This window comes from Cupriavidus sp. DL-D2, assembly GCF_039710735.1.
Taxonomy (GTDB): Bacteria; Pseudomonadota; Gammaproteobacteria; order Burkholderiales; family Burkholderiaceae; genus Cupriavidus.
Window position 1 is genome coordinate 326,150 of the sequence record NZ_JBDKXK010000002.1, and the last position, 22,937, is coordinate 349,086.

General features: G+C 60.3%; 19 protein-coding genes. 5 read left to right on the forward strand and 14 right to left on the reverse strand.

Annotation, left to right across the window (positions count from 1 at the left end; all coding sequences use genetic code 11):
• Positions 1 to 132: 132 nt before the first annotated feature.
• Positions 133 to 1,164 (forward strand): lipopolysaccharide heptosyltransferase I, encoded by a 1,032-nt coding sequence (gene waaC, locus ABDB81_RS02585; protein WP_346809627.1) that lies wholly within the window; start codon positions 133 to 135, stop codon positions 1,162 to 1,164.
• Here waaC and ABDB81_RS02590 read toward each other — a convergent pair.
• The 5 genes from ABDB81_RS02590 to ABDB81_RS02610 all read right to left on the reverse strand — a co-directional run bounded on the left by ABDB81_RS02590 (position 1,096) and on the right by ABDB81_RS02610 (position 6,436).
• On the reverse strand, positions 1,096 to 2,298 hold the full coding sequence (locus ABDB81_RS02590; RefSeq protein ID WP_346809629.1) for a cytochrome c: 1,203 nt from the start codon (positions 2,296 to 2,298) through the stop codon (positions 1,096 to 1,098). The genes waaC and ABDB81_RS02590 overlap by 69 nt on opposite strands.
• Before the next feature lie 159 nt (positions 2,299 to 2,457).
• Complete coding sequence (locus ABDB81_RS02595; RefSeq protein WP_137924237.1) at positions 2,458 to 3,246, reverse strand: ABC transporter ATP-binding protein; 789 nt, start codon at positions 3,244 to 3,246, stop codon at positions 2,458 to 2,460.
• Complete coding sequence (locus tag ABDB81_RS02600) at positions 3,240 to 4,277, reverse strand: ABC transporter permease subunit (protein ID WP_346809631.1); 1,038 nt, start codon at positions 4,275 to 4,277, stop codon at positions 3,240 to 3,242. Before ABDB81_RS02600 ends, ABDB81_RS02595 begins: the two co-directional genes overlap by 7 nt.
• A gap of 13 nt (positions 4,278 to 4,290) precedes the next feature.
• Entirely contained in the window at positions 4,291 to 5,301 is a 1,011-nt protein-coding gene (locus ABDB81_RS02605; RefSeq protein WP_137924235.1) for an ABC transporter substrate-binding protein, read from the reverse strand.
• 43 nt (positions 5,302 to 5,344) lie between these two features.
• Entirely contained in the window at positions 5,345 to 6,436 is a 1,092-nt protein-coding gene (locus ABDB81_RS02610) for an LLM class flavin-dependent oxidoreductase (RefSeq protein WP_137924234.1), read from the reverse strand.
• A gap of 182 nt (positions 6,437 to 6,618) precedes the next feature.
• Here ABDB81_RS02610 and ABDB81_RS02615 point away from each other — a divergent pair, with 182 nt between their 5' ends.
• From ABDB81_RS02615 to ABDB81_RS02630, 4 genes are all read left to right on the forward strand, one after another.
• Complete coding sequence (locus ABDB81_RS02615) at positions 6,619 to 7,827, forward strand: acyl-CoA dehydrogenase family protein (protein ID WP_346809633.1); 1,209 nt, start codon at positions 6,619 to 6,621, stop codon at positions 7,825 to 7,827.
• A gap of 90 nt (positions 7,828 to 7,917) precedes the next feature.
• Positions 7,918 to 8,544 (forward strand): cysteine dioxygenase, encoded by a 627-nt coding sequence (locus tag ABDB81_RS02620; RefSeq protein WP_137924232.1) that lies wholly within the window; start codon positions 7,918 to 7,920, stop codon positions 8,542 to 8,544.
• A complete protein-coding gene (locus tag ABDB81_RS02625) occupies positions 8,541 to 10,142 on the forward strand; it encodes a rhodanese-related sulfurtransferase (RefSeq protein WP_137924231.1) in 1,602 nt (533 codons plus the stop codon). Before ABDB81_RS02620 ends, ABDB81_RS02625 begins: the two co-directional genes overlap by 4 nt.
• 198 nt (positions 10,143 to 10,340) lie before the next feature.
• Positions 10,341 to 10,934, forward strand: a complete 594-nt coding sequence (locus ABDB81_RS02630; RefSeq protein WP_171020340.1) for a hypothetical protein — start codon at positions 10,341 to 10,343, stop codon at positions 10,932 to 10,934.
• A gap of 165 nt (positions 10,935 to 11,099) precedes the next feature.
• On the opposite strand, the gene ABDB81_RS02635 is transcribed toward ABDB81_RS02630, so the two are convergent.
• The 9 genes from ABDB81_RS02635 to ABDB81_RS02675 form a co-directional block, all read right to left on the reverse strand.
• On the reverse strand, positions 11,100 to 11,558 hold the full coding sequence (locus ABDB81_RS02635) for an MEKHLA domain-containing protein (protein ID WP_137924230.1): 459 nt from the start codon (positions 11,556 to 11,558) through the stop codon (positions 11,100 to 11,102).
• 345 nt (positions 11,559 to 11,903) lie between these two features.
• Positions 11,904 to 12,602, reverse strand: a complete 699-nt coding sequence (locus ABDB81_RS02640; RefSeq protein ID WP_346809636.1) for a hypothetical protein — start codon at positions 12,600 to 12,602, stop codon at positions 11,904 to 11,906.
• A 48-nt stretch (positions 12,603 to 12,650) separates the two neighbouring features.
• Entirely contained in the window at positions 12,651 to 16,769 is a 4,119-nt protein-coding gene (locus ABDB81_RS02645) for a hypothetical protein (RefSeq protein ID WP_346809638.1), read from the reverse strand.
• A 689-nt stretch (positions 16,770 to 17,458) separates the two neighbouring features.
• Entirely contained in the window at positions 17,459 to 20,251 is a 2,793-nt protein-coding gene (locus tag ABDB81_RS02650) for a toprim domain-containing protein (protein ID WP_346809640.1), read from the reverse strand.
• Positions 20,252 to 20,259: 8 nt separating this feature from the next.
• Complete coding sequence (locus ABDB81_RS02655) at positions 20,260 to 20,601, reverse strand: DUF1484 family protein (protein ID WP_346809642.1); 342 nt, start codon at positions 20,599 to 20,601, stop codon at positions 20,260 to 20,262.
• On the reverse strand, positions 20,594 to 20,770 hold the full coding sequence (locus ABDB81_RS02660) for a hypothetical protein (RefSeq protein ID WP_346809643.1): 177 nt from the start codon (positions 20,768 to 20,770) through the stop codon (positions 20,594 to 20,596). The genes ABDB81_RS02655 and ABDB81_RS02660 overlap by 8 nt, the downstream gene beginning before the upstream one ends.
• 285 nt (positions 20,771 to 21,055) lie before the next feature.
• Complete coding sequence (locus ABDB81_RS02665; RefSeq protein WP_346809645.1) at positions 21,056 to 21,331, reverse strand: ogr/Delta-like zinc finger family protein; 276 nt, start codon at positions 21,329 to 21,331, stop codon at positions 21,056 to 21,058.
• Positions 21,332 to 21,613: 282 nt separating this feature from the next.
• Positions 21,614 to 22,396: a hypothetical protein gene (locus ABDB81_RS02670; protein WP_346809692.1), complete on the reverse strand. Its 783-nt coding sequence runs from the start codon at positions 22,394 to 22,396 to the stop codon at positions 21,614 to 21,616.
• On the reverse strand, positions 22,360 to 22,623 hold the full coding sequence (locus tag ABDB81_RS02675; protein ID WP_346809647.1) for an AlpA family transcriptional regulator: 264 nt from the start codon (positions 22,621 to 22,623) through the stop codon (positions 22,360 to 22,362). Before ABDB81_RS02675 ends, ABDB81_RS02670 begins: the two co-directional genes overlap by 37 nt.
• Positions 22,624 to 22,937: the final 314 nt, after the last annotated feature.

Genomic DNA, 22,937 nt, shown 5'->3' on the forward strand with positions numbered 1-22,937 from the left:
CACGGGTCAATCAGGGCGCCGATACATCTTCGCAGTTTCTTTGGATTCGCCGGGTCGGGCATACTAGCGCCTTCGAAAAACCCGGCCGCTGGATGGCCGGGTTTGCATACAACTAGAAACGCCGGCCCTTTCATGAAGCGCATTCTTCTCATCAAGATCACCTCGCTGGGCGACATGGTCCACACCCTGCCGCTGCTGCACGACCTGCGCCGTGCCTATCCCGAGGCAAAGATCGACTGGGCGGTTGACGCCTCATGTGCCGATATTCCGCGCTGGGCTATCGGTGTAGATCGCGTCATCGCGCCGCCGCTGCGGCAGTTCAACAAGAACGGCCGTAAATGGAAAGACCTGCGCGGTATCCTCTCCGCAGTGCGCGAACTTCGTCGCGAACGCTATGACGTAGCAATCGACGTCCACGGCGTGATGAAGAGTGCGATTGTTGCGCGCCTGGCCCGCACGCCGCGCCGCCTCGGTTATGCCGCGGAATACCTCGGCGAGTCGAAGGCCGTGTTTGCCTACACACAGATCTACGGGCCGCACGGCGACGCCAACTGCCGCCAGAAGATGCGGATGGTGGTGGCCAATGCGCTGGGATACGAGATCGAGCCGCACGAGACGCCCGAACTCAAGGTGCCCGCACCCGCCGCGCCGCTTCATACGGACGGTGTGCCGCGCGCCACGCTGTTCCATGCCACGTCGCTCGACATCAAGAAATGGCCGCAGGCCAACTGGGTAGAGATTGGCCACGTGCTGGCGCGGCGCGGCTATCGCGTGGAACTGCCGTGGGGTTCGCCCAAGGAGCAGGCCGAAGCGCAGGCGCTGGCCGCCGCGATTCCGAATGCGGAAGTGCTGCCGCGCATGTCGATCACCGAGTGCGCGCAGCGCGTGGATGCCTCGTCGCTCGTCGTCGGCATGGACACCGGCTTCGTGCATCTGGCCGATGCATTGGGCAAGCCTACCGTGATGCTGTTCACCGCGACATCGCGTCCGCACTTCGGCGTGGATCGCCCGGGCCATGCCGTGTCTGTGGGCGACAACGGCAAGCCGCCTTCGGTTGATGAAGTGCTGGCCGCGATCGACAGCGTGACGCTGGCATCAGTGAACAAAGCCGCCCTGCACGAAGCGAACGGGCTCGGCATCCATTCGCAGCAGCAGGGCGGTTAGTCCATCCGGTCGCGACGTCTTCCGCGCCATCTGCGTGATTTGCGCGACCTGTCCTGCGGTGCAGAGCAGGTCGTCCTCACCCCATTCGTTTTGCTTTCCTGATCCGCCTGAACTTCGCGCGCGCAACCAGCCGTTGCGATCCGCAAGAAAAGCCGTGCCCGCCAGTGTCGACGCATCGACACCCGCCAACTGGGCAAACACCTGCCAAGCATTGCGCGATGAAGCCACGCAGCCCGCACGGAATGCCGGCACATCGACCAGCGGCTGCCCATCACGCGTCACCAGCAGCGTGACAAAGCGCGGGTCTTCCAGCGGCAGCGTGGATGCCGCGCCATCGAATGCCACCACGCGCACGCGTTGCTGGCCGCGCCAGTCCGCAAGCGAGCGGGGCGGCGCTCCCGTGCATTGAATGGATACATCCGGGAGCTGCAGTGGAATCGGCCAGTTGCCTTGCATCGCTGCGCCAGTGCCGGCAGCCAATGTCTTCAGGTAGTCGATAACGGCCCAGGTCTGCGTGTCATCGATATCGTTGCCAAAGGCGGGCATGGTCATGCGGCCCCGTGCGTCGCGCATGCCAGCCACGATATGCCAGAACAGTTCTCCTTCGGCGCGACGACCCAACAGCGGACTCGCAAAGGTCGGTGGCCAGGTGGATAAGCGCGCCGACTGCGCCCCTTCGCCGCGACCATCGTCGCCATGACATGCCACGCAGTGCGTCGCGTAGATGCGCGCGCCCGTGGCAATTGCATCGACGGAGAACTGGGTCGGGCTGCGATGGAAGCTCGTCGGCGCAGCGGCTGTCAGCAGCAGCGCAGGCGAAGGCCACGGCGCGATCACCAATGCCAATGCACCTGCGCCGAGACAGGCCAGCCGACGACGACGCCATAGCAGCGCCAGCACCACGCAAAGCAGTGCGAAGGCCACGGCGAGCAGACTCCACGCCAGTTGCCGCGCAAGGCCGAGATCGATCAGCAGTGTTTCGCCAGCAATGCGTCGCACCCACGGCCATGCGGGCTGACCATGCACTTCATCGGTGAGTCCAAGCCCGTGCCACAGCTGCAACAGACCCGACTGGGCGTGCTGCAACAGCGTCAGTAGTGCGTTGAGCCACGCTTGCGGAGGTGGCGCGCTCATGGCTCACCCACTCGCGGGAGAGGGGAGTCGTCCAAAGGCGTTCCATTGACTCGTGGTTGTCTCCCCTCTCCCGCTGTGCGGGAGAGGGGCGGGGGAGAGGGCAGGAGGGTGTGCTTGCCGACCACATCGCAATGTTCAGTCACGCGCGGAACAACCGGCTTACCAGCTTGCATCGAGACCCAGATGGCGCAGCGCCTCGTGGCGTAGTTCGGTCAGGCGCGGATCGCCACGGTGGCGCGGGTAGGGTAGATCCACCTTGATCTCGGCGGTGATGCGCGCGGGGCGTTGGCTGAACACGATGACGCGCTGCGCCAAGAACAGCGCTTCTTCCACGTCGTGCGTGACGAGCAGCGCCGAGAAACCGGCGCGCTGCCAGAGATCCACAAGGTCACTCTGCATGGCGAGCCGCGTCAACGAATCGAGCTTGCCGAGCGGTTCGTCGAGCACCAGCAGGCGCGGATCATTGACGAGCGCACGCGCCAGCGCCACGCGCTGCGCCATGCCGCCCGAGAGCTGATGCGGAAACGCCTGCGCGAATCCTTCCAAGCCCACGCGTCGCAGTGCGGCATCCACACGATGGCCTTCGCGGCGCAACAGTCCGCGCGCTTGCAGACCCAGTGCGACGTTGTCGCGCACGCGTCGCCACGGGTAGAGCGTTGGGTCCTGGAACACGACGATGCGCGAGGGGTCGGGCCGATCGATCGGCACATCGTCCTGACGGATCTGCCCTGACAGTGGCGTCTCCAGCCCCGCCACGAGTCGCAGCAGCGTGGACTTGCCGCAGCCGCTGGGACCGAGCAATGCCACGAATTCACCGGGTGCCACTTGCAGATTCACACTATCGAGCACGGGCAGTTGCGCATCGCCATCGCCAAATGCATGACTCACTGACTGAATATCGATGCGCGCACCGGCCGAAGCGTGAGTGTCTTGAACAACCGCTACCATTTGACGGTTCCTTTCTGCCACGACAGCGCGCGGTCGCGCACCGTGAACAGCAATGTGATGACGCCCGAAAACAGCAGTGCCATGACGATCAGGGCGGCATACATGTTCACATACGAGGCCCAGCCCTGCGCCCAGGTCAGATACCAGCCAAGGCCGGACTTCACGCCCATCATCTCGGCGGTGACGAGCACGGAGAACGATGCGCCCAATCCCATGAACAGGCCGACGAATACCTGCGGCAACGCGGCCGGAATCGCCACGCGCAGCACGAGGAACCATTCCGATGCACCCATCGTGCGCGCCACGTCGTAGTAGCTCTTGTTCACACCCGCCACGCCGGACCACGTCAGCACCGCAACGGGAAACGCCGTGGCCAGTGCGATCAGGAACACGGCGGCCGAATAGCTCGACGGGAAGAAGTAGAACGTGAGCGGCAACAGTGCGGTGGATGGCAACGGCCCCAGCACGCGCAGTACCGGATGCACCCAGTAACCGATGCGGCGCGACCAGCCGATCGACACGCCGATCAGAAAGCCGACCACACCGCCATACGCCACACCGAGACCGAGCAGCTTGACCGTGTTGAGCACGCTGTCTCCCAGGCGTCGCCAGTCATCGACATAGACTTCGATCAATGCCTGCGGCGGCGCGAAGAACGGCGTGGGCAGCGACGCGGTCTTGGCCGTGAGGATTTCCCAAGCGGCCAGAATCACGGGGAGCGCAATCAGCCACGGACCGGCCTTGCGCAAACTTTCGCGAAAGCGTTGCAGCGCAGGCACAAAGCCGCCGAAGAGCGCCACAGCAAGCAGCGCGCCTGCGACGACGAGCACGGCAATGCCGAGTTCCTCGGTATAGGCCCAGTCCGTGAAGCCCGCCACCTTGTTGGGCCAGCGCCATGTGATGGCGCCGAACGCGGCCCATGCCATTGCAGCCACGATGCCGATGGGCCATGCACTGCCGGGTACGCGCCGCACCTCGGATGGCGCGTCCCGTAGCAAGGGCGTGTCGATGGTTTGCTGACTCGTCGTCATGAGCGTTACCTCGTCAGGCCAGTACGTTTGCATAGACATGTTGCGCCAGGCGCTTCACGTCCGTGGATTTCTTCAGCACGCCGATGCGCTGGAAATCGCCAGCGTAGAACGCGATTTCTTCCTGCAGGTCCACGCCGGTGGGATGGTGCGTATAGGTGAGCGTCGCATAGAGCTTGCGCAGATCCTCGACGCTGATCTTGGGCGAGTACTTGGCGAAGACCTTGGCAGCTTCGTTCGGATTCTCGTTGACGTAGTCCGTGGCCTGCACGATGGCGCGCGCCAGTGCGGCAGCAGTGGGGCGATCGTTGCGCACCAGTTCGCCGCGCGCACCCACCACGCAGCAGACCTTGCGCGCGTACTCGCCGGTGAGGTTCGTCGCGAGTTCGATATAGGCGCCGTTGGTGCGCTTCTCCAGCAGGTAGAGGTTTGGATCGCCATCGGCAATCGCCTGAATCTCGCCCTTGTCGACGGCCACGCCGAGCAGGTCGGCAGGGTACTGGCGCCATGTGATGTCCCGATCCGGATCGATACCATTTTTCGCGAGCAGGATCGTGAAGAAGTGCTTGCCCGGTGCGGCGAGATCGCTCACGCCAACGGTCTTGCCCTTGAGCGACTGCAGGTTGGTCACACCCGCCGCCTTTGCGCCAACAAGCCGCACGCAACCGCCATGCGAGCTGCCGATGATCTTCACGTCGAAGCCCGCTTCGAGCGGCTTCAGCCAGCGGTGGATCATGCCCACTGCCGCATCGGCCTTGCCTGTTGCAATCGATTCGAGTAACTGGTCCGTGGAGCCGCTGTAGTTGATCAGGTCTACCTGTAGCCCATTCTTCTCGAAGAAGCCCTTCTCCTGCGCCACGACGATGGGTGTCAGGCAAAAGGAATTTTGGTTCCACGCGAACGTGACCTTGCGCGGCGCCGACCATGCCTGGCGGCCGAGGATCAGCGCTGGTGCGGCGATGGCGGCGCCGCCGGCTGCGCGCAGCAGTTGCCGGCGCCGTGCGTCGGGTGATGTCGATTGGCTCATGATTTCCCGCTCCCCGTTTTGTTGTGGGTGATGTTGGATGTGATCAGGCGGCGCGCTTGTTCGATGCCGCATCGCGCTGGGCCACCAGTTCGCGCACACGCGGAATGAGTTCGCGGCCATAGTCGATGGCGTCTTCGAGCGGATCGAAACCGCGAATCAGGAATGTGGTGACGCCCAGGTCGTAGTAAGCCAGCAGCGCATCGGCTACCTGCTCGGGCGTGCCAACGAGACCCGTGGAATTCGAACGTCCGCCGGTCTCACGCGCGATGGCCGTCCACAAGCGTTGATCGACGCGATCGCCTTGCTCTGCTGCGGCAAGAAGTCGGCGTGCACCTTCGCTCTGTTGCGGGCCGCCTCGGCTGTACCCGGCCTGCACACGCAGCGCACGGGTACGTTCGAGGATGCTGTCGGCGCGCTGCCATGCCTTGTCCTCCGTTTCGGCGAGCACTGGACGGAACGACACCGAGAAGCGCACCTCGCGGCCATGCTTCGCGGCTTCCGCACGCACGCGTGTCGTGAGATCGCGCACCTGGTCGAGCGATTCGCCCCACAGCGCGTAGACATCGGCATGTTTGCCAGCCACCTGCAGTGCAGCTTCCGAGGCGCCACCAAAATAGATCGGCACATGCGGCCGCTGAGCGGGCTTCACTTCAGAGAAGCCTCGCTCGAATCGGTAGAACTCGCCCGCGTGATCGAACGGCTGCGGCTCGGTCCAGATGCGGCGCAGGATGCCGAGATACTCGTCGGTGCGCGCATACCGCTGGTCGTGATCGAGATAGTCACCGTCGCGCTTCTGCTCGTCGTCCGAACCACCCGAGATGAAGTGCACGCCGAGCCGGCCACCGCTGAACTGATCGAGCGTGGCGATCTGCCGCGCAGCCAGCGTGGGCGATGTGAAACCGGGTCGATGCGCAAGCATGAAGTGGATGCGCTCGGTGACAGCGGCGGCATACGCAATCGTCAACGTGGCCGACGGGCCAGTGGAGTGATGCGGCACCAGGACGCGATCGAAGCCAGCCTGCTCGTGGGCCTGCGCAAAGGCGCGCACGTAATCCCGATCGACCACGGGCCCGGTGGGCGAGTGGATCTCGGATTGCTTCTGGCTCTGGATCATCCCGATGAAGTCGACGCTCATGCCCTTTCTCCTGGTGCGTGAAATGGGAAGAACGTACGCCTGCGGACCGTGCGCCCGAACGAATAAAAACGCCGGTCCTTATTCGACAAAAACTGTTGCTCGATATGCGATATGCGTCGTTTTCCGGGGCGAGGGGCGGCGGTACGCTATGTGGCGATTGATCTGCTCCCCCAAGGAACTCCATGTCTGCGTCATCCCTGCACCGCCTGCCGACGCCCGCCGCGCGGCTGGACGATGTGCTGGCCGAACTGGCCGCCCGCTTTGCCTCCACTGCTTCGGCCCACGATGCCGATGGCAGCTTTCCGCACGACAACTTTGCGCTGCTGCACCAAAATGGCCTGATCGCCCATACCGTGCCCGTGGCGCACGGCGGCGCCGGCGCCGGACTCGCCGAAGCACGACGCATCATCGCGGCGGTGGCAGGCGGTGATCCGGCAACGGCGCTGGTGCTGACGATGACGTATCTGCAACATCGATCCATCAGCCGCGCCGATTCGCGCTGGCCGGAAGCCATGCGCCAGCAGGTGCTGCGCAGCGCGGTGGAAGAGGGCGCGCTGATCAACTCGCTGCGCGTGGAGCCCGAATTGGGATCGCCGTCGCGCGGTGGATTGCCGGGCACCGTTGCCACGCGCGTGGGCGACCGCTGGCGACTGAGCGGCCACAAGCTCTACACCACCGGCATTCCGGCGCTGCGCTGGCTGGCCGTATGGGCGCGTACGCACGAACCGGAGCCACGCATTGGCATGTTTCTTGTGCCGAAGCCCGACGCCGAGACGCCCGGTATTCGCGTGATCGAAAGCTGGAACCATCTTGGTTTGCGTGCCTCGGGCAGCCACGAGACGGTGCTCGAAGACGTATGGATTCCGTTTGAGAACGCCGTGGATATCCGCGCGCCGGAGGCGTGGGCACCAGCAGGGGCGAGCCAGGCCGATATCGACGCAAATACTGACCAGCAGGCATGGATGGTGACGTTGCTCGGCAGCCTCTACGACGCCGTGGCACGCGCAGGCTTCGACTGGATTCGCCAGTTCGTGCAGGAACGCGCACCGGGCAGCCTCGGCAAACCGCTGGCCACGCTGCCGCGCGTGCAGGAATCGATTGGCGAGATGGCCGCGCTGCTGCGCGCCAACGCGGTGTTGCTCGACGATGCTGCGACGCGTACCGATGACGGCACACCGCCCTCGGTCAGCGACGGTGGCCTGCTCAAGTTCACCGTGACATCAAATGCGATCCGGGTGCTGGAACTGGCGCTGCAACTCTCGGGCAATCATGGCCTGAGCCGCAACAATCCGCTGGAGCGGCACTATCGCGATGTGCTCTGCAGTCGCATCCATACCCCGCAGAACGACGCCATCCTGACCGCCGCCGGCCGCACGGCGCTGGGCTTGTGAGGACATCCGCAAGGCAACAACGGGCGCGCCTTCGTGCTAAGGTTGTGGGCGATTCGTCCACAGATGGCGAACGTGCTCCGGAGACAAGACATGGCTGAGACATTGCTCACTGCGCAGACATCGACACTGACGCCGCTGCGCGACTTCATTACCGGCTTGTCGGCGCTGCTCGACCAGCAGCCCGACGAGGCGCGCATCCTCGACGAAGGCGGCCAACTGCTCGCGCGCCTGGTGGCCCGCGACGACTGGCTGCCCGATGCCTACGCACAACCCCATCCCGAGTATTACCAGCAGGTGCTGCTGCACTGCGATTCGGCTGAGCGATTCTCGATTGTCAGCTTTGTCTGGGGACCGGGGCAGCGCACGCCAATCCACGATCACACGGTATGGGGCCTGATCGGCATGCTGCGCGGCGCCGAGTATTCGCAGCCGTACGCAATCGATGCCGAGGGCGTGCCACGTCCGCATGGCGACGCCGTTCGGCTGGAGCCCGGTCACGTGGAAGCGGTATCGCCAACCGTAGGTGACATCCATCGCGTCCACAACGCGTTCGACGACCGCGTATCGATCAGCATCCATGTGTACGGCGCCAACATCGGCGCGGTGCGCCGCCATGTCTATCCGGAATCGGGCGGCACCAAGCACTTCATCTCCGGTTATTCCAACTCCACCCTGCCCAATCCGTGGGACCGCTCCAAGGACCCCATCGCGTCATGACTGCCACTACCCAAACGTTTCCGACCACGACCAGCCTCGCGGTGCGTCAGGCATTGCTCGACCGCACCGAGATCGCGCTGATCGACGTGCGCGAGGAAGACCCGTTCGCCCAGGAGCATCCGCTCTGGGCTGCGAACTTCCCGCTGTCGAAGATTGAATTGGAAGCCTGGACACGTATTCCGCGCCGCGACACCCGCATCGTGATCTACGGCGAGCGTGATGGCGAGGATCTCGCACCGCATGCGGCGTTGAAGCTGCGCGAACTCGGCTACACGGATGTGTCCCTGCTCGATGGTGGGTTGGCTGCATGGATTGCCGCGGGCGGCGAAGTATTCCGTGACGTGAACGTGCCCAGCAAGTCGTTCGGGGAACTGGTGGAGGCCAGGCGCCATACGCCATCGCTGTCCGCGCAGGAAGTGCAGGCGCTGATCGACAGCAAGGCTGACGTGGTGATCGTCGATGCGCGACGCTTCGACGAGTACCAGACGATGAACATTCCCACATCCACAAGCGTGCCGGGCGCGGAACTGGTGCTGCGCATCCGCGAACTCGCACCGGACCCAAAGACCAAGGTGGTGGTGAACTGCGCAGGCCGCACGCGCAGCATCATCGGTACGCAATCGCTGGTCAACGCGGGCATTCCGAATCCGGTGGCTGCGCTGCGCAACGGCACTATCGGCTGGAAGCTGGCGGGACAGAAGCTCTCGCATGGCGCCAGCCGCCGCGCACCCGTGGAGATCGATCCCGCGAACCGCGCACAGGCACGTGAAGGTGCACGCGCGATTGCCAGCCGTGCTGGCGTGCGACGCATCGCATTCGATGCACTGTCATCGCTGGATTCACCGGAGCGCACCGTCTATCGCTTTGATGTGCGGACACCCGAGGAATATGCAGACGGCCACCTGCCAGGCTTCACCAGCGCACCGGGCGGCCAGCTCGTGCAGGAAACCGATCACCAGGCACCCGTGCGCGGCGCACGTATTGTGCTGGCCGATGATGATGGTGTGCGCGCAGACATGAGCGCATCGTGGCTCGCGCAGATGGGCTGGGAAGTCTATGTCGTGGAGCCGGTCGATGATGCGCGACGCAGCGAGCGCGGTGTACCTGCCGCCCAGCGTCCGGCTGCACCCGAGGTCGCAACCATCGCCCCCGCCACGCTGGCCGGCTGGCTCCGCGAAGGCGACGTGGCCGTGATCGATGTCACGGCTAGCGCCAATTACGTGAAGCGCCATATCCCCGGCGCATGGTTCGCCATCCGCGCCCAGCTGAAGCAGGCACTGCAGGCGATTCCGCCCGCACGATGCTATGTGCTGACATGCGGCTCCAGCCTGCTCGCGCGCTTCGCTGCCATCGACCTGCAACGACTCACATCGTCAGAAGTCTTCGTACTTGAAGGCGGCACCGCAGCGTGGGCCGACGCGGGCTATCCGGTGGAGCAGGGTGAAACCAACCTCTCCGTTCCCCGCACAGACCGCTACCGCCGTCCGTACGAAGGCACGGATAACGCAGCGGCCGCCATGCAGGCGTACCTCGACTGGGAATTCGGATTGATCGCCCAGCTTGATCGGGACAAGACGCACTTCTTCGAAGTGGTCTGACGCCGAACGTGATGCAATGAATGAAGGCGTCCCGTGCAATGCGGGACGCTTTGGCACAGCTGCCACAGAAATATGGCAGTTGGACACACAAGTTTACTTGGCCCCTGTGGTGTGTTCGATGCAGCATTGATGCATCGAAAAAAACACGGCGCCGCCGCCCGATATGGATGGCTAGCGCCGGTAACTCAGGGTCAATGAATGAACTTCGTCCAGATACCGGCATGGAATGACATGCTGGTGCTTCCGCCTGTGAATGATGGCAACGCTGCAAGTGCGGATCGGTCGCCGTACGAGGTGTCGCTTCTCTCGTTTGTACGCCGGTTCGCAACCACGCCAGCGCGTTGCACAATTCTGCGGGGGCTGCTTGAGTTCAGGCAGTCGATACACGAGGCCGGTATTACCGCGGGTTTTCAGTGGGTGGACGGAAGCTTTGTGGAAGACGTCGAGGCGCGCTATGGCCGAGGGCCAAGAGATCTCGATGTGGTGACGTTTGTTTTGAGCCACGAATCTGGCGACCCGCAACAGATACCTCCCAACTTGTTAGACCTTGAACGACTGAAGTCCAGTTTCGCCGTGGACAACTATTGGGTGCAATCCCGCAACGAACGCGCCTTGGTAAAGGCGACCACGTATTGGTACAGCATGTGGTCGCATCGCCGTGATCGGCAATGGAAGGGGTACGTGCAGTTGGACCTCGATGCGGAATTCGACCGCGCTTCATTGGCCGAATTGAGAGAGGTCGAGACACACCTGCACAAGTCAGCCCTTCAAGCCCGCTTCCCTGACCACTAAAGGATGACTGCAATGATCGACGAACGAATCTGGTGGCTCGCGGATGAGCGAGCCGTATTGAATCTGATCAACGACTGGCCCGAGGGGAGTGCCACGCGAATCAGCTTCGAGTACAGACTGCGCGTGATCCGCGGCAAGCTCGCTGAGATCGACGCTCGCAGTAACTCACAGATCCCGAGTCCGCGGAATGATCACGGCCTGCCCGTGTAGCACCCCATCGGTATCGATCATCTGCCACAGCGTTGCCTCCTCGATCATGAAGCGGCTGCCGTCCTTGGTGATCCGCACGCCTTGATAGCCTGCTTCATAACCAAGCCGTTGCACACGCTCAAGAAAGCGCTGCCGTTCCTCGCGATTGGGCGCCTCGGCGGATAGTCGCGAAGGCAGACGCGTGATCTCGTCCCAGTCGTAGCCAAAGCGACGCTGCGCCGCCTTGTTGCCATAGACAAAGACCGGGTCCGGCGCAGTGTTGTGAGCGAGGATCGCGAACGGTGCCTCTTCGTAAAGCCACGCCGCAGCTTCGTTGGTCGGAAGAGGGTGAGGCACTAGCCGTTTGCCAAGAAGGCGTTGATAGCTGCCGGCAAGCAGTTCGTAGAAAGCGGGGTCGTGGTGAAGCGGAAGCAAGGGAAAACCTCGGGTTGGAGAGCGCGTGGATTGAGATCGTAAATCGACGACGCGGTTCCTGGAGGTCAGGGAAAGGTATGAGGCGGATGTCTCATGCGATCCGCCCAAAAAACAAAAAACCCGGAGAGCTCGTCAGCTTCCGGGTTCTCGGCAACGTAAGGCGTTGCTCACCAGATATTCTGGTGGTGGTACAGGGTCAGAACTCAGCGGATTTCATCTTTAAAATCAGTGGCATAGTACCTCGCCGTGCTTTGGATACCCTATTGCATACCCCGAAAACTGGCGTTAGCGCAAAATGTTGTTTTTAAGGCGCTTTGACGGCGCTAGGCTAGCTGTTGTGCAGCGCTACCGCGCAAGGGCGCTAGTAACCACAACAAGCCATTGGATGGCGGCTACCGCGAAGTATGCGAGAGCTGCAATGCCAAAATAGAAAAAGAAGCCAAACACAACAATGAGCCAACGCGGAGGAAGGGGCGTTGGCAAGACATTCAAATACCGCGCGAAGCCTTCGTCCGACTTCGTGTAGCTATGGATCTGTGACCAGACAATAGGTGGAAAGTACAGGTACGAAATGAGTACTTGCTCATTAGGTACCAATGAGGGGATCAAGATCTCCCACCCTCCGTCAGGCCCTTCAAACGTATCGTGTTTGACTCGCGGTTCGATGGTGTAGTGATGGACTTTCAAGTTGTGGCCGATTCGGACATTGAAGGCTGTTTTCTTTCCGGCATTTCGCACCGCGATACCATGTACGTGAAGTTGAACGCCGGGAACCTGGGCCTGGCCTGAGCCTGACGTCGGGTTAGAAGCGCTGTCCTCTCGAGGTTCGAAATTTCCCTCCGCCTCATCGGCGGCTGCAAGCGGGGACGCGGTCGCCGGGGCGGGTAGCGAAGCCGGCTGAGGCGGCAAAGCGAAGCCGGCCGCATGTGCGACGTACATGATCAACTTGGGTCGATACTCTAAGCGTTTGTTGATCAGCGCTACCACTATTGCGACGAGAACCGGAAAAACGATCTTTCCCGCAATATCCCATTCCTGAATCATGGCATCTCCGTGCATGTAGCGTTGAAGCCCACAAGGCTTCCAGCAATTTTATTGACCGTCTCCGACAGCGCACGCCTTCTCGATTGACGCGGCGTCACCTAGTCCCTGTCTAAGTACTGCTGGCAATGCAATTCCAGAAGCTATTTCGACAGCTTCCATAATTTTCAATAGCCTCTGGGCTCCTCCTTCTGTTTCGATCTCAACGGCTCTACGAAGCAGTGGGACACTGATCCTCGGAACGTTGAATAAAGCCGGCGTATCCAAGTGAGGTCTGCATAGCTTGGCGGCGATGTCCGCAAGGGAGTTCAATGATCCTGACAAAATTAGTTGCGCGTCGGACTGCCAGAGCCAAGTCAAGAGAGCCGTAAGCCAGAGGGACGTTTGCGCAAAAGACCTGCGTTGTTCTAGCAGTAGGCGTGCTGCTGCACAAAGCTTGGCAATGGACGCAGTACCCTTGTCGCGAAAGGTCATGAGGGCTGTGTCGGCATCAACTAAAAAATACTCCGAAACCGAATCAAGCTCTTTTTTGAGAAGGTCTGCATCTTCGCTAGTGTCAAGCGTAGTTCGCCAGGCTGACATGACAGCCTGGCCGGTCTGGTCCGTGGACGCGAGTATAAAAAGCACTAGCAGGAATGCGGCGCCACCGCCAATGCGTGCTTCCCTGTCTGCCTCATTTGGTGTTTCCTCGCATCTGTAAAGGGCGTTTCCACCAACTCGTGCTTGGGCTGCCCCCAACCATCTAGAGCGTTGCAACCCTATAAGATTGACTGCGAGCTCACGTGGCTCGTTTTCAATAATGCATTCGTGGCACTTTAGGGACCAAAATTGAAACGCGACTGTTGGCGAGCGGCTAAGCGCGATCCTCTCCCTTTCCGCATCGAGATCGGGATTTGAAACGCGGATTCTCGATGCAATCTCCATCAACATGACGGCGCTGAGCTCATACGGGTTGGCAGGCAACTCGGCGATGCTTGCGTCTTTCCCGGGGTTGCTGCACTGACCTAAGACAGGTTCTGGGGTTGGTAACGATCGATAGTCGTCACGGACCTGTCCCATCATCCATAACAAAATTTGGCCACCAAGTTTCTTGGTCGCAAAGTGTGCGAACTGATCCGAAGGGTCATATTCGTTCTGTAGTGCTTCTAGGGCGGCCCACGCAAGCGCGATCGACTTGTGCCAACTGCGCGCCTTAAAGGCACAAAAGGAAGCATCAAAGAGGGCGCCTGCAGCCGTAGCTTCCATTTTCATCGTCGAGGCGGATGCCGCTGCTTCTGCAAACCACTCCGAAGCTTTCTCGTAGAGTCCGAGCGATCCAGCAGAAATCGCTGCCTTACGAAAAGCGAAAGGATCTCGGTAGTTAAGGTCGGCGAAGCGGCCATCTGGTCGTAAGCAGAGCTCCCACAACTTCAGAGCATCATCGTACTGCTTGCGATGAAACAACACGTTTGCCTCTTGCTCTTGCAGATCCGGGTGAGTTCCAACGATCTCTGCAGCTTGGCGAAGGCATTCGATAGATCGATCCTGTAGCCCGAGATACTCTTCGTAGATAATCGAAAGCGGGCGCGTAGACGCAATAAGCAAGGCGTCACATTTCCATGCGCTGGCAAGCTCGATTGCTCTGCTAAGAATCGCGCACGCATAGTCCCAACGAGGGGAAGGCCGCTTGGATTCGGCTACCCAAGCACGATCAATTAGTAGGCTGTGATTTGCGAAGAACGGAATGCTGAATGCCTTGAGCATTCGTTCTCTCGAGTGAGAACTGCATGCACTCAGGGCAGTAAGGATGGCATCTTGATACTCGATAGTCTCGCAACGTGAGTACATGAATCCAAAGAGGACCGGTACGAGATCGTCTCCGAGATCGGGCTGGCCTGGCAAGTGCCGGAGTCGGGACATGCCATCAATAAGTTCCGGGAAGCGGGATTCATTGCGTACCAGATCCTCGATGGCGTGAATGATGGTTGCGGCAGAAAGGTTGCCCCCTGTGGCAGCAGAGACGACAAAGGCTCGGATAAATTGACTGCTCTCACGGAGTTGACCGTGAGGCAAGCGTTCAATCTCTTCCGACCATCTGCAGGCCACTTTCTCTAAAAGATCAGGCTTCTCTTGTTGAGCTACTTTGAACTGAAGCGTCCGCAGAAGTATTGAGCAAGTAGCACTGAATGGCACGGCAGGATCTGTGCCGCTTGATCCCATTAGCAAAAGTGGGGCGAGGTCCTCGTACACCGCATTCTTTGCGTCGCCGTCTTCCATTATCAGTGAGGTAAGCATGTTGCCGAGGCGTGCCTGGTCTTTACTTTGCCAAGCATGCATCAGGATTTGAAATGCCTCATTGACTTGGATATTCTTACGCTGGATGAACGCGTCGAAGAGATGTCCGTGGACCTCTTCCACCTTGCGCTCTGGCCAGGCAAGCTTTGCTTGGCCGGAGAGCAGGGGCGTAACTCGAAAGCTGCTTTTCCCTTGGCTTTCTACCCATCGTCCGATTAGCTGATCTAAAACGTCTCCTGGTGCGGACAGCCCATCGATCTTGCTGCCAACGTGTAGTGCCACATCACGTCGGAAGGGTAGGGACGTAAGGCTCAGTGAATAGAGGAGCTCGCGAGCTTCAATCTGTAATGTGCGTGAAGCAGTCTGACGCGCGACTGTGCGGGCTTCGTCAATGCTGTGGGGAGGGGTAATCCACGAGTCGATCGTAGAAGAGGGCCATCCTTCCTCCCGAAGTTCCAGTCCTCGCAAATAAACTAGCTTTGGATGGCCACCGCCGGTTTGGATTAGCGTGCATTTCGCCCAGCGCTGCGCTTCCGTTTCATTGCATCCGAGTGCCCGAAGGAACTCATATATTTCTTCGAGAGATAGATCAGGTACGTCGACTAGTTCGATCTTTGCTAGGCGGACACGTGGGTCAACTGCTTCGATATGTACGCCTTTTGCAGTGATGATCAATTCGTGGTGTCGGGCGTGGCACTCCTCAATGATCAGCCTTAGGCGAGTCCAATTCGCATCCGTAAGCCCTTCACTAACGGGAAAATCGTCCAGTACGATTACCTGTCTATTGCCCGCACTGCGCAGTCGAACTAGTACGGATTCGACCGTCGGCAGCAGCGCTTGGTCGTCAATTCCGGAGAAGTCGATCCAGCGTGCGGGGGCATTGATCCGCCGAGCGGTGAGATTTGCTACCGTTGTCTTACCCCTGCCTTCTGATCCGACGATGAGGACTGCACGCGTCTTCGATAACGCAGACAGAACTCGGTCTATGACGGCAGAACGCTCTAAGGGAAAATCCGGAAGCGGAGGCTGGCCGAGATCCAGAGGTGTTGGTAAGAACGTAAGACGGCCCGAACCGCCCTGAGGAAAGGCTTGGGCAAGGAGCGCATCGCCCATCTGAGCGAGTAGCCCGCTAGCGGCAGGGATCACCAGGCTAGTCTTTGACTCAAATGTCAACTGGCGATCTTCGCAGGTCAAACTTCGCAACTGTGCTGTCGGCTGGCAGGCTGCTTCCCAGCACCGGGCCAAAAACCCGTCCACCGCCGACACGGATATGGAGGCGGAGATGCCGGCGAGTCTTCCCATCTCGATAGTCATCCGCCTTACTGCCAACCGTACTGCTTCGGAATCTTCTTCTTCAGTTACCCAGTCAATGGGCGCGATTAGGCGTTCGCGGAGCTCTGATGGATTCGCCTCCCGCAGAAATTTGTCCAGAGTGGGCGGCGACTCATAACTAGCGAGATAGCGGCCAATTGAAGAAGCAGCGACATCATCGCCGGCTGCGGCCTTTCGCCAGACATCAATCCCTTTTTCTTTGCCAAAAAATTTCGATTGCTCGGCCCGAATGCCACCCCGAGTCAGAAAGCGCAGCGATGGCCGTCGTCCCGGATTTCGCTCGCATAGTTTCCAAAATTGAACGATGGCTGTCCGGACGTCAGCAGAGCCCAACGATATGTCTTCGGCGGAACGCTTGATCTGCACGGCCTGCGCGCTGGTAGCGTTGATTACATCGTAGTCCTCTGCGCACTCTAAGAACAACGTGTCGCCCTCGGAAAGGCGTAGCCATGCTTCAACCGATCGCCAGATTTGGTAGTCGTATCCACCTAAGGCCGCTACGGCCTGACGGCGGGGGTCTCCCAGTAGAGGCCAACGAGCGCTATCGTCGTCTTGTGTGTTCATAGTTCTTGCGCGGATCTGCGGCTGACGATTGGGGTTGCCTGTGTGCTCATGACTTCCACCCGGCAAAATCAATGACTATCGACGGAGTTGGAAGACATGGAAGGCGCGCCTGGCGAGACGAGCCAACTATAGCAGCCTGGCTGTCCCTCCCTTCCAATCCACTGCGGGACACATAGAAAACGGCGTGGCAATGTGGCAACGCCCCTCTGCTGCTCTGTAAGGCGCGATAAATCAAGAAATGCGCGCCCAAGGATCGCCACACAATGAGGTGTGGGGCGTCGCCGATTCCGTGGCTCAAAAAATAGGCAGCCCTTTGAAACTGTGGCACACCGCCTTCTGTCATTTCTCAGCCTTTCTCTCTCTTTCTCTTTGATTTTAAAAGAAAAAAAGAAGGAATGCCGGGGGTGGCGCCGAAACACCCGGTGTGGCAAACGGCGGCCAAAGTGTGGCAAGAGCAAGAGAAATTGTGATGCTTGTTTCCTTATAAATCAAAGACTTACCGGTCGAATTACACGGTGCCACGCCCATTTTTTCATTGCGCGGTATCCAATCCCAATGAGGCTATAGGAAGCGTCGGGCGTGGCTGGAGGAAGCCCGGCAGCAATCTGGGAGAGCGGGCAAAGCCCAAAACAAAGGCCCGCGCATGGCGGGCCTGGTAGAGGGCGGATAGAGGGACCGCTACGGCGCGGCTATCGAGTATCTTCGATTTCGGGTATAGCCGCGAGGCCGAGTCGTTCCAGGCTCGGGACGCTGATGGCGGTCATGTGGGCATGGCGCCGACCATGGATGCGCTTTTCAACATCGTCCAGCAGCTTGCCGGCATGCTTCGGTACGACGCCGGACTGCAGCAACTGCTGTTTGAAGATCCGTGCCGTTTTGATGGGCAGCGAGTCGAACTTCTGCCGCAGGTGCGGTGCTGTCGAGATATGGTCCATGACGTGGCTCGGTCGGACAAACAGGGCCATGACATTTCCTTCGTCAGTCTGCACGGTGTCCCAGCAGCGGGGGAATTCAAAGCGGCGCGCAGCTAGCTCGGACAGCAAAACATCCATTACCCAAAACCACGGCAGGCGTGCGCCATCGGTTTCTGCAATGTGAGCAGTCATTTCCGCTAGGACGTCCTCTACAAAGCCGCCCTGGTCGACATCGATGTCGGTGAACTCGGCCAACAATGCCCACGCTGTCATAACAGCCGCGTAGTTCTCCATCATGCGCCGCGCGGTGGCGTCGGGTGATGCGACACCGCTGCGCTTCACACACTCGGCGATGAAGGCCTCGTGAAGGTCTCTAATGCGCGCAGGCTCAATGGCCGCAAGAAACTGCAGCCATTCCCACACCGGAAACTGTGGCGTGTTGTGCGGGACTATTGCTCCCTGCCTGGCCACCGCCAGTGACGTGCGGCAGATCTTTGACTGCAGGCTCGCTACGTCTACCTCTTCACCGGCCAGCAAGACAGGGGCGCACATCAGGTACGGCGTGAGAGATGAGCCAACACGTGTGAACTCGAAGCGATACGTGGACTGCAGCAGACCGTCGATGTCCGACAGAACTGCCTTGGGCAACTTGGAAAACTCATCCCATCCCACGGGTTGCGTTGTCCATGAGACAGAGGCGCGGCGGCGGTGGTCCGTCTTCAGCATTTGGCCAGACAGAACTTGAAAGGCGAGGGTGCTTTGCAGGCTTTCCAGCAGCTTGGATTTCCCGGAGCCCTTTTCGGCTTGCATCTGCAGATGTGGGTAGAAGCCAAGGACCGTTTTCAGATGCGTTCCAAGCGCCCAAACGAGTCCAATGGCTGCTGCATTGTTTCGGAAGGTTGCCTGGTACGCTTTGATGACCGCGCGAGCGTTCTGGCGCGTTCCACGCGGAAAGGTCATGTTGTAGTACAGGCATTGCTTCTGTGGCTCAATGAAATAGCAATCGCTGCCCTCAAGAGCCGCGAGCTCACCGCCGCGCCACGCCAGCCCAACAAAGTTGACCACATCACGCGCGCCGAGCTCGGCAGCCCGCTCCAAGACGTTGACCATGCGCGCGAAGTTGGCGGGCATCCAGATATGCCCAAATTTTCCCCGCCACCATTCGAGGTTGTAGAGCTTGTCATCGCCAACAACTTCGCGCTGTAAGACTGCTCCATGGCGTGGCACTTGCGCACTGATGCCGAAGACCGTCTCAGGCTGGTTGTCCGGTGTGCCGTTAATGGTCGCCAGATGGCTTTGAATGCGCAAGCGTGAGAAGCTGGCGACGCGGAACGAACAGAGGTCGCCAATTTCTTCAGAGCGGCGTGGTTGGCCATCATCACCGTCCCCCTCCTTGTACTTCTGCACGTATTGCGTGAAATCTTCTTTGACACGGAAGCGCCAGTAGACCGCAAAGTCATGACTCGGCAGAAAAACCCGGCGCGTTCCTTCAAGGCGCTCGCCACCTCCCGGCATGCCTGGTATCAGCCAATGCTCAAGACGCTTGAGCCGCTTGGTCAGCTCATCGACCCCGAGCTGCTGCAGGACATCGTTAATGTCCTGTCCTTCCTCCCAATCCTGCATGTCAACGAACATTGCGCCGATGTCCGCCGCTGTCAGGGCTTCTGACAGCTTCCATGCGGCGGTTAGGCCGGCACGGTTGCCGGTTCGCTCGTTGACGGCATCGGTATGATCGAGCGCAATCATGACGCGCTTGCCGCGGAGAAATGTCCAATCGATCTTGTCCACGTTGGTGGTGCCCCGGATGGCAAACGCCGCAGTGCCGTCGGCAAGATGGCACGATTCGACGGACAGCGCATTGATCGGGCTTTCGACGACAAACACAGTGTGTGCGCGGCGCAGTCGCATGGCGTCGCTCGTCCATCCATGCCCGAGCTTTTCACCTTGGCATTGCGTCTTGACGTTGCCATTCAGCGTGGGGTCTGCATACCGAAGATCCACAGCCACGACGCGACCTGTGCTCGGCTCGCAAACGATGAACGCGGCCGCAGGCCCACCGTGGCCAACTTCGCCAGCCGGAACCTTCTGGCTTTGCCAGGTGTTCCATCCAACGGTGCCGGCCTTAATGGCGCGGCGCGCGACCGCTTCATCGATGCCTCGGCCCAATAGATAGGAAACTGCAGGACTTGCATCAGCGCGAGCTTTATCCGCGATGTATTCCTCCGTGCTTTTCTTAGCCGGAAGGCCGCGCGGCTCGGTACTTGGCATGGGCATCCCGTACCAGTCCCCCAACAACTTGGCTGCGTCCATCGGGCCATCGATGTCGGGGAGGCAATGTATGACGAGATCGATGCAGGAACCGCCTGTCTCGGTAGACCAGTCCTTCCAAGAACGTCCATTGTCATAAATCGACAGAGAAGGGCTCTTGTCGGTGTGGTGAGGGCTGTGATAGTTGCCTTTGGCGCCGCTGCGCCTTAGGTCCAACCGCTCAGCCACGTCGTGCAAATCGATGCTGCGCTTGAGGTCATCGAACCACGCGCGCAAGGCGGGATTGGCCTGTGTATGCATGGGCGACCTCACAACATGTCATGGACATGGCTCAGTGCTTCGTCCAGGCGTTGTTTGAGGGGGCTCAGCAAGCAATGCAGGCTGTGATGGGCGGGGGATCGATCGCTCTCAAGGTCAAGGAAGCGCAGGATGCCTTCGAGGCCGGCGCTTACCCTCAGCAGCTCGTGGCAGCTGTCTTGTGCGGTTTCTCGAATGCTCTCGCTCAGTGCATTGATCTGGGCAACGGCACAGGACAGCTCTGCTTTGGATTGGCGGTTCGCCGGGCGGATCTGCGACACGAGCTGCGACAGCATATCGCGTTGCCGGAAGAAGGCGAGCTGATTGCCTGTGAGGTGCTGAGTCTCATGCATGGCGCACCTCCGCTTGGGCGATGGCTGCGACGGCGACCAGGGCGTCGCCAACGATGTCGAGCGATGCGCGTTCCGTGGGGGCATCAACCGCGTCGCGCAAAGCGACGCGAACAATGGCGAGGATTTGGGGAAATGCAGTCTGCTCAGGACGAGCGAGGTCAATAGGCATTGGAGGCCTCCTAGAACTAAAAAGGAAGCCCGCCGCTCATTTCCACATGAGGGGTGGCGGGCCTGACAGCGGGGGTGGAAAACCGGCGTTCTAGGAAACCGGCCAGCCCGAAGGCTGCCCCGCCCGGCCCGCCATAGAAAGTGTAGGCGCGCGCGTGCGCAACGGACGAAAAAAATGCCGCAAGAGGCGGCTGTCCGCCTAGAACTGATCGGGTTTCCACACCCGGTCACCGCTGTTTCGGTGACGGTTGAATTCTTCATCATCTGCTTCAGGGTGTCAAGGTTGCTATCTCCCCGGCTTCAGCTGGGCGGAAAGTGGTCGGATCCCGGCTTGATCCGGGGCCGGCATTGCGTTGGCCGAGCGGCCTGCGAGCTGCCGGGCAATGTCGGGGTCTGGGATGCAGCTCGGAGAAAGTGTGCGTACCACTTCCACCAGGCTGACAAACGTGTGACCGCAGTTGAGATTCGCGCACTGGCAGTACAGTTCTCGCGTCATGCGGGAGATAGAGCGGCTGGTGCGAATGTTTGCTTTCGAGCCGCAATGCGGGCAGTCCATTCTCATAGGAAACAAGTGCTCCTTCGCAAGGACGGGGATCAAATCAGCGGCCGCCGCCCGTGCGCAGAAATGTCAGCAGTCGGTTGTGATGGTGTCGCTGTGTTGCGACGAGTACCGCTCAGTGTTTGCGGTCAAGCGGGCACTGTCGGACCGGGAGAACATGTGTTCGCAGCGCAAGTTCTTGCAGCGATACAGTGCCTCACGATTTCCACTGCCGCATTCAACGTAGCCTTCGGCGGGTGTCAGGGCACGGCACTTCGGGCATTTTTCTGCTTGCATCATGTTTCCTTAGGAGAGAGTGTCCGCAGCAGCTTCACGGAGCCGTGCTTTGCGCTTGGAAAGTTCGGTGCGCACCCTTTGCACCGTCGCCGCGTAGGCCGGCGGAAAATTGGCACGTCCGGAGGGGCGCTCGATGTTGGAGAGCACGTGGTCGTGCGCAGATGTCTTGCCATATTCCTTGACGCACTTGCGAACGACCGAGAAGGCTTCTTCGAGAGCTGCGTCCATTGCGGTCGCGTAGCCCAGCTTCTCCCATTGAGCGCCGCCTGGGTCTCGCGCTTGGCACGAGTACGCGTCCGCAAGAATATGAATCGCATGGGCAAAGGGCTGGAGCGTCTGACTGCTGGAGCGCAGCAGCTCTTCTGCATGCTGACTTACAAGCCCTGTGTAGGCGTACGATTCCGCGAGATGCGCGACGCGAGCTTCGAGCGTTGCTTCATCCAATGCAAGCTGAACTTCTGCGATGATGGACCGGTAGTCCTCCGCAAGCGTGTAAGCAGCGCGCTCTTTTCCCTTCAGGTCGCGAAGCTGCTTCATCGAAGCATCCGAATCGCGCATCAGTGACGCTGCTTCGTTGCGCGCGGCAAGCGCTTCAGCATCTGCAGCTTGTGCGGCCTTGGTGTGCTTCTCCAAGTCCGCTTTCATTCTGTTCGCTGTGCCTACGGCAGATTCGAATGCGGTCACCGCGTTGCGGTATCGGTCCAAGGCTGTCTGGACTTCCTGGTTGAGTGGTTGTGTGGTCATAGTGGTATGGGTTACGGCCGACGTGACGCAATGCGTGACTGCATCCATTGCCTGATCTCGCTGGAGAGCCAGGCGACGCTTTTGCCAGCCAAGGGCACTGGCTTCGGAAAGTCGCCGCGCCGCATCCTGTCGTAGATGGACGATGCGGGCAGGCCACAAACAGCCACGACTTCAGGCAGTCGCATGAAGCGTTCTGCTTCCGCAGTCCCGGTGTCGTGCAGGACGAGACCGGAAACGGTGCATGCCGTGGAGGTTCCGGCTTGCGGACTCATCATCTGTCTTCCTCATCTAGGTTCAAAGGTACGAACAACACGACTCCGTATTGCTCGGCGTTACTCAATGCTGCTCAGAGCGAACATAGTGTCCCGATAGCGTGCAGATCATCGCAACGGCATCGTGTTGTGCCGTTGTCGTTAACAACAAGGTGGCGGGCGTCACAGGGCGCACGGCACGCAGTTGGACCTGCGGAGCTATCGAGGCGGATGTGCAGCGCACGCTTGCGGCGCGCTCAGGACGCCTGTTGCTCTGCGACGGGATAGGCTGGGCGTTCAACCCTCAGCGCGCGGTTGAGACCCCGCCTCACCCGCGC

Excerpts from the sequence above, each read along its gene's own strand:
- ABDB81_RS02670 (WP_346809692.1), bottom strand. The coding sequence starts at position 22,396 with ATGGATGCAGTCACGCATTGCGTCACGTCGGCCGTAACCCATACCACT.
- ABDB81_RS02615 (WP_346809633.1), top strand. The coding sequence starts at position 6,619 with ATGTCTGCGTCATCCCTGCACCGCCTGCCGACGCCCGCCGCGCGGCTG.
- ABDB81_RS02620 (WP_137924232.1), top strand. The coding sequence starts at position 7,918 with ATGGCTGAGACATTGCTCACTGCGCAGACATCGACACTGACGCCGCTG.
- ABDB81_RS02640 (WP_346809636.1), bottom strand. The coding sequence starts at position 12,602 with ATGATTCAGGAATGGGATATTGCGGGAAAGATCGTTTTTCCGGTTCTC.
- ABDB81_RS02675 (WP_346809647.1), bottom strand. The coding sequence starts at position 22,623 with ATGATGAGTCCGCAAGCCGGAACCTCCACGGCATGCACCGTTTCCGGT.
- ABDB81_RS02610 (WP_137924234.1), bottom strand. The coding sequence starts at position 6,436 with ATGAGCGTCGACTTCATCGGGATGATCCAGAGCCAGAAGCAATCCGAG.
- ABDB81_RS02590 (WP_346809629.1), bottom strand. The coding sequence starts at position 2,298 with ATGAGCGCGCCACCTCCGCAAGCGTGGCTCAACGCACTACTGACGCTG.
- ABDB81_RS02630 (WP_171020340.1), top strand. The coding sequence starts at position 10,341 with ATGAACTTCGTCCAGATACCGGCATGGAATGACATGCTGGTGCTTCCG.
- waaC (WP_346809627.1), top strand. The coding sequence starts at position 133 with ATGAAGCGCATTCTTCTCATCAAGATCACCTCGCTGGGCGACATGGTC.
- ABDB81_RS02625 (WP_137924231.1), top strand. The coding sequence starts at position 8,541 with ATGACTGCCACTACCCAAACGTTTCCGACCACGACCAGCCTCGCGGTG.
- ABDB81_RS02665 (WP_346809645.1), bottom strand. The coding sequence starts at position 21,331 with ATGAGAATGGACTGCCCGCATTGCGGCTCGAAAGCAAACATTCGCACC.
- ABDB81_RS02600 (WP_346809631.1), bottom strand. The coding sequence starts at position 4,277 with ATGACGACGAGTCAGCAAACCATCGACACGCCCTTGCTACGGGACGCG.
- ABDB81_RS02605 (WP_137924235.1), bottom strand. The coding sequence starts at position 5,301 with ATGAGCCAATCGACATCACCCGACGCACGGCGCCGGCAACTGCTGCGC.
- ABDB81_RS02645 (WP_346809638.1), bottom strand. The coding sequence starts at position 16,769 with ATGAACACACAAGACGACGATAGCGCTCGTTGGCCTCTACTGGGAGAC.
- ABDB81_RS02655 (WP_346809642.1), bottom strand. The coding sequence starts at position 20,601 with ATGCATGAGACTCAGCACCTCACAGGCAATCAGCTCGCCTTCTTCCGG.
- ABDB81_RS02595 (WP_137924237.1), bottom strand. The coding sequence starts at position 3,246 with ATGGTAGCGGTTGTTCAAGACACTCACGCTTCGGCCGGTGCGCGCATC.
- ABDB81_RS02660 (WP_346809643.1), bottom strand. The coding sequence starts at position 20,770 with ATGCCTATTGACCTCGCTCGTCCTGAGCAGACTGCATTTCCCCAAATC.
- ABDB81_RS02650 (WP_346809640.1), bottom strand. The coding sequence starts at position 20,251 with ATGCATACACAGGCCAATCCCGCCTTGCGCGCGTGGTTCGATGACCTC.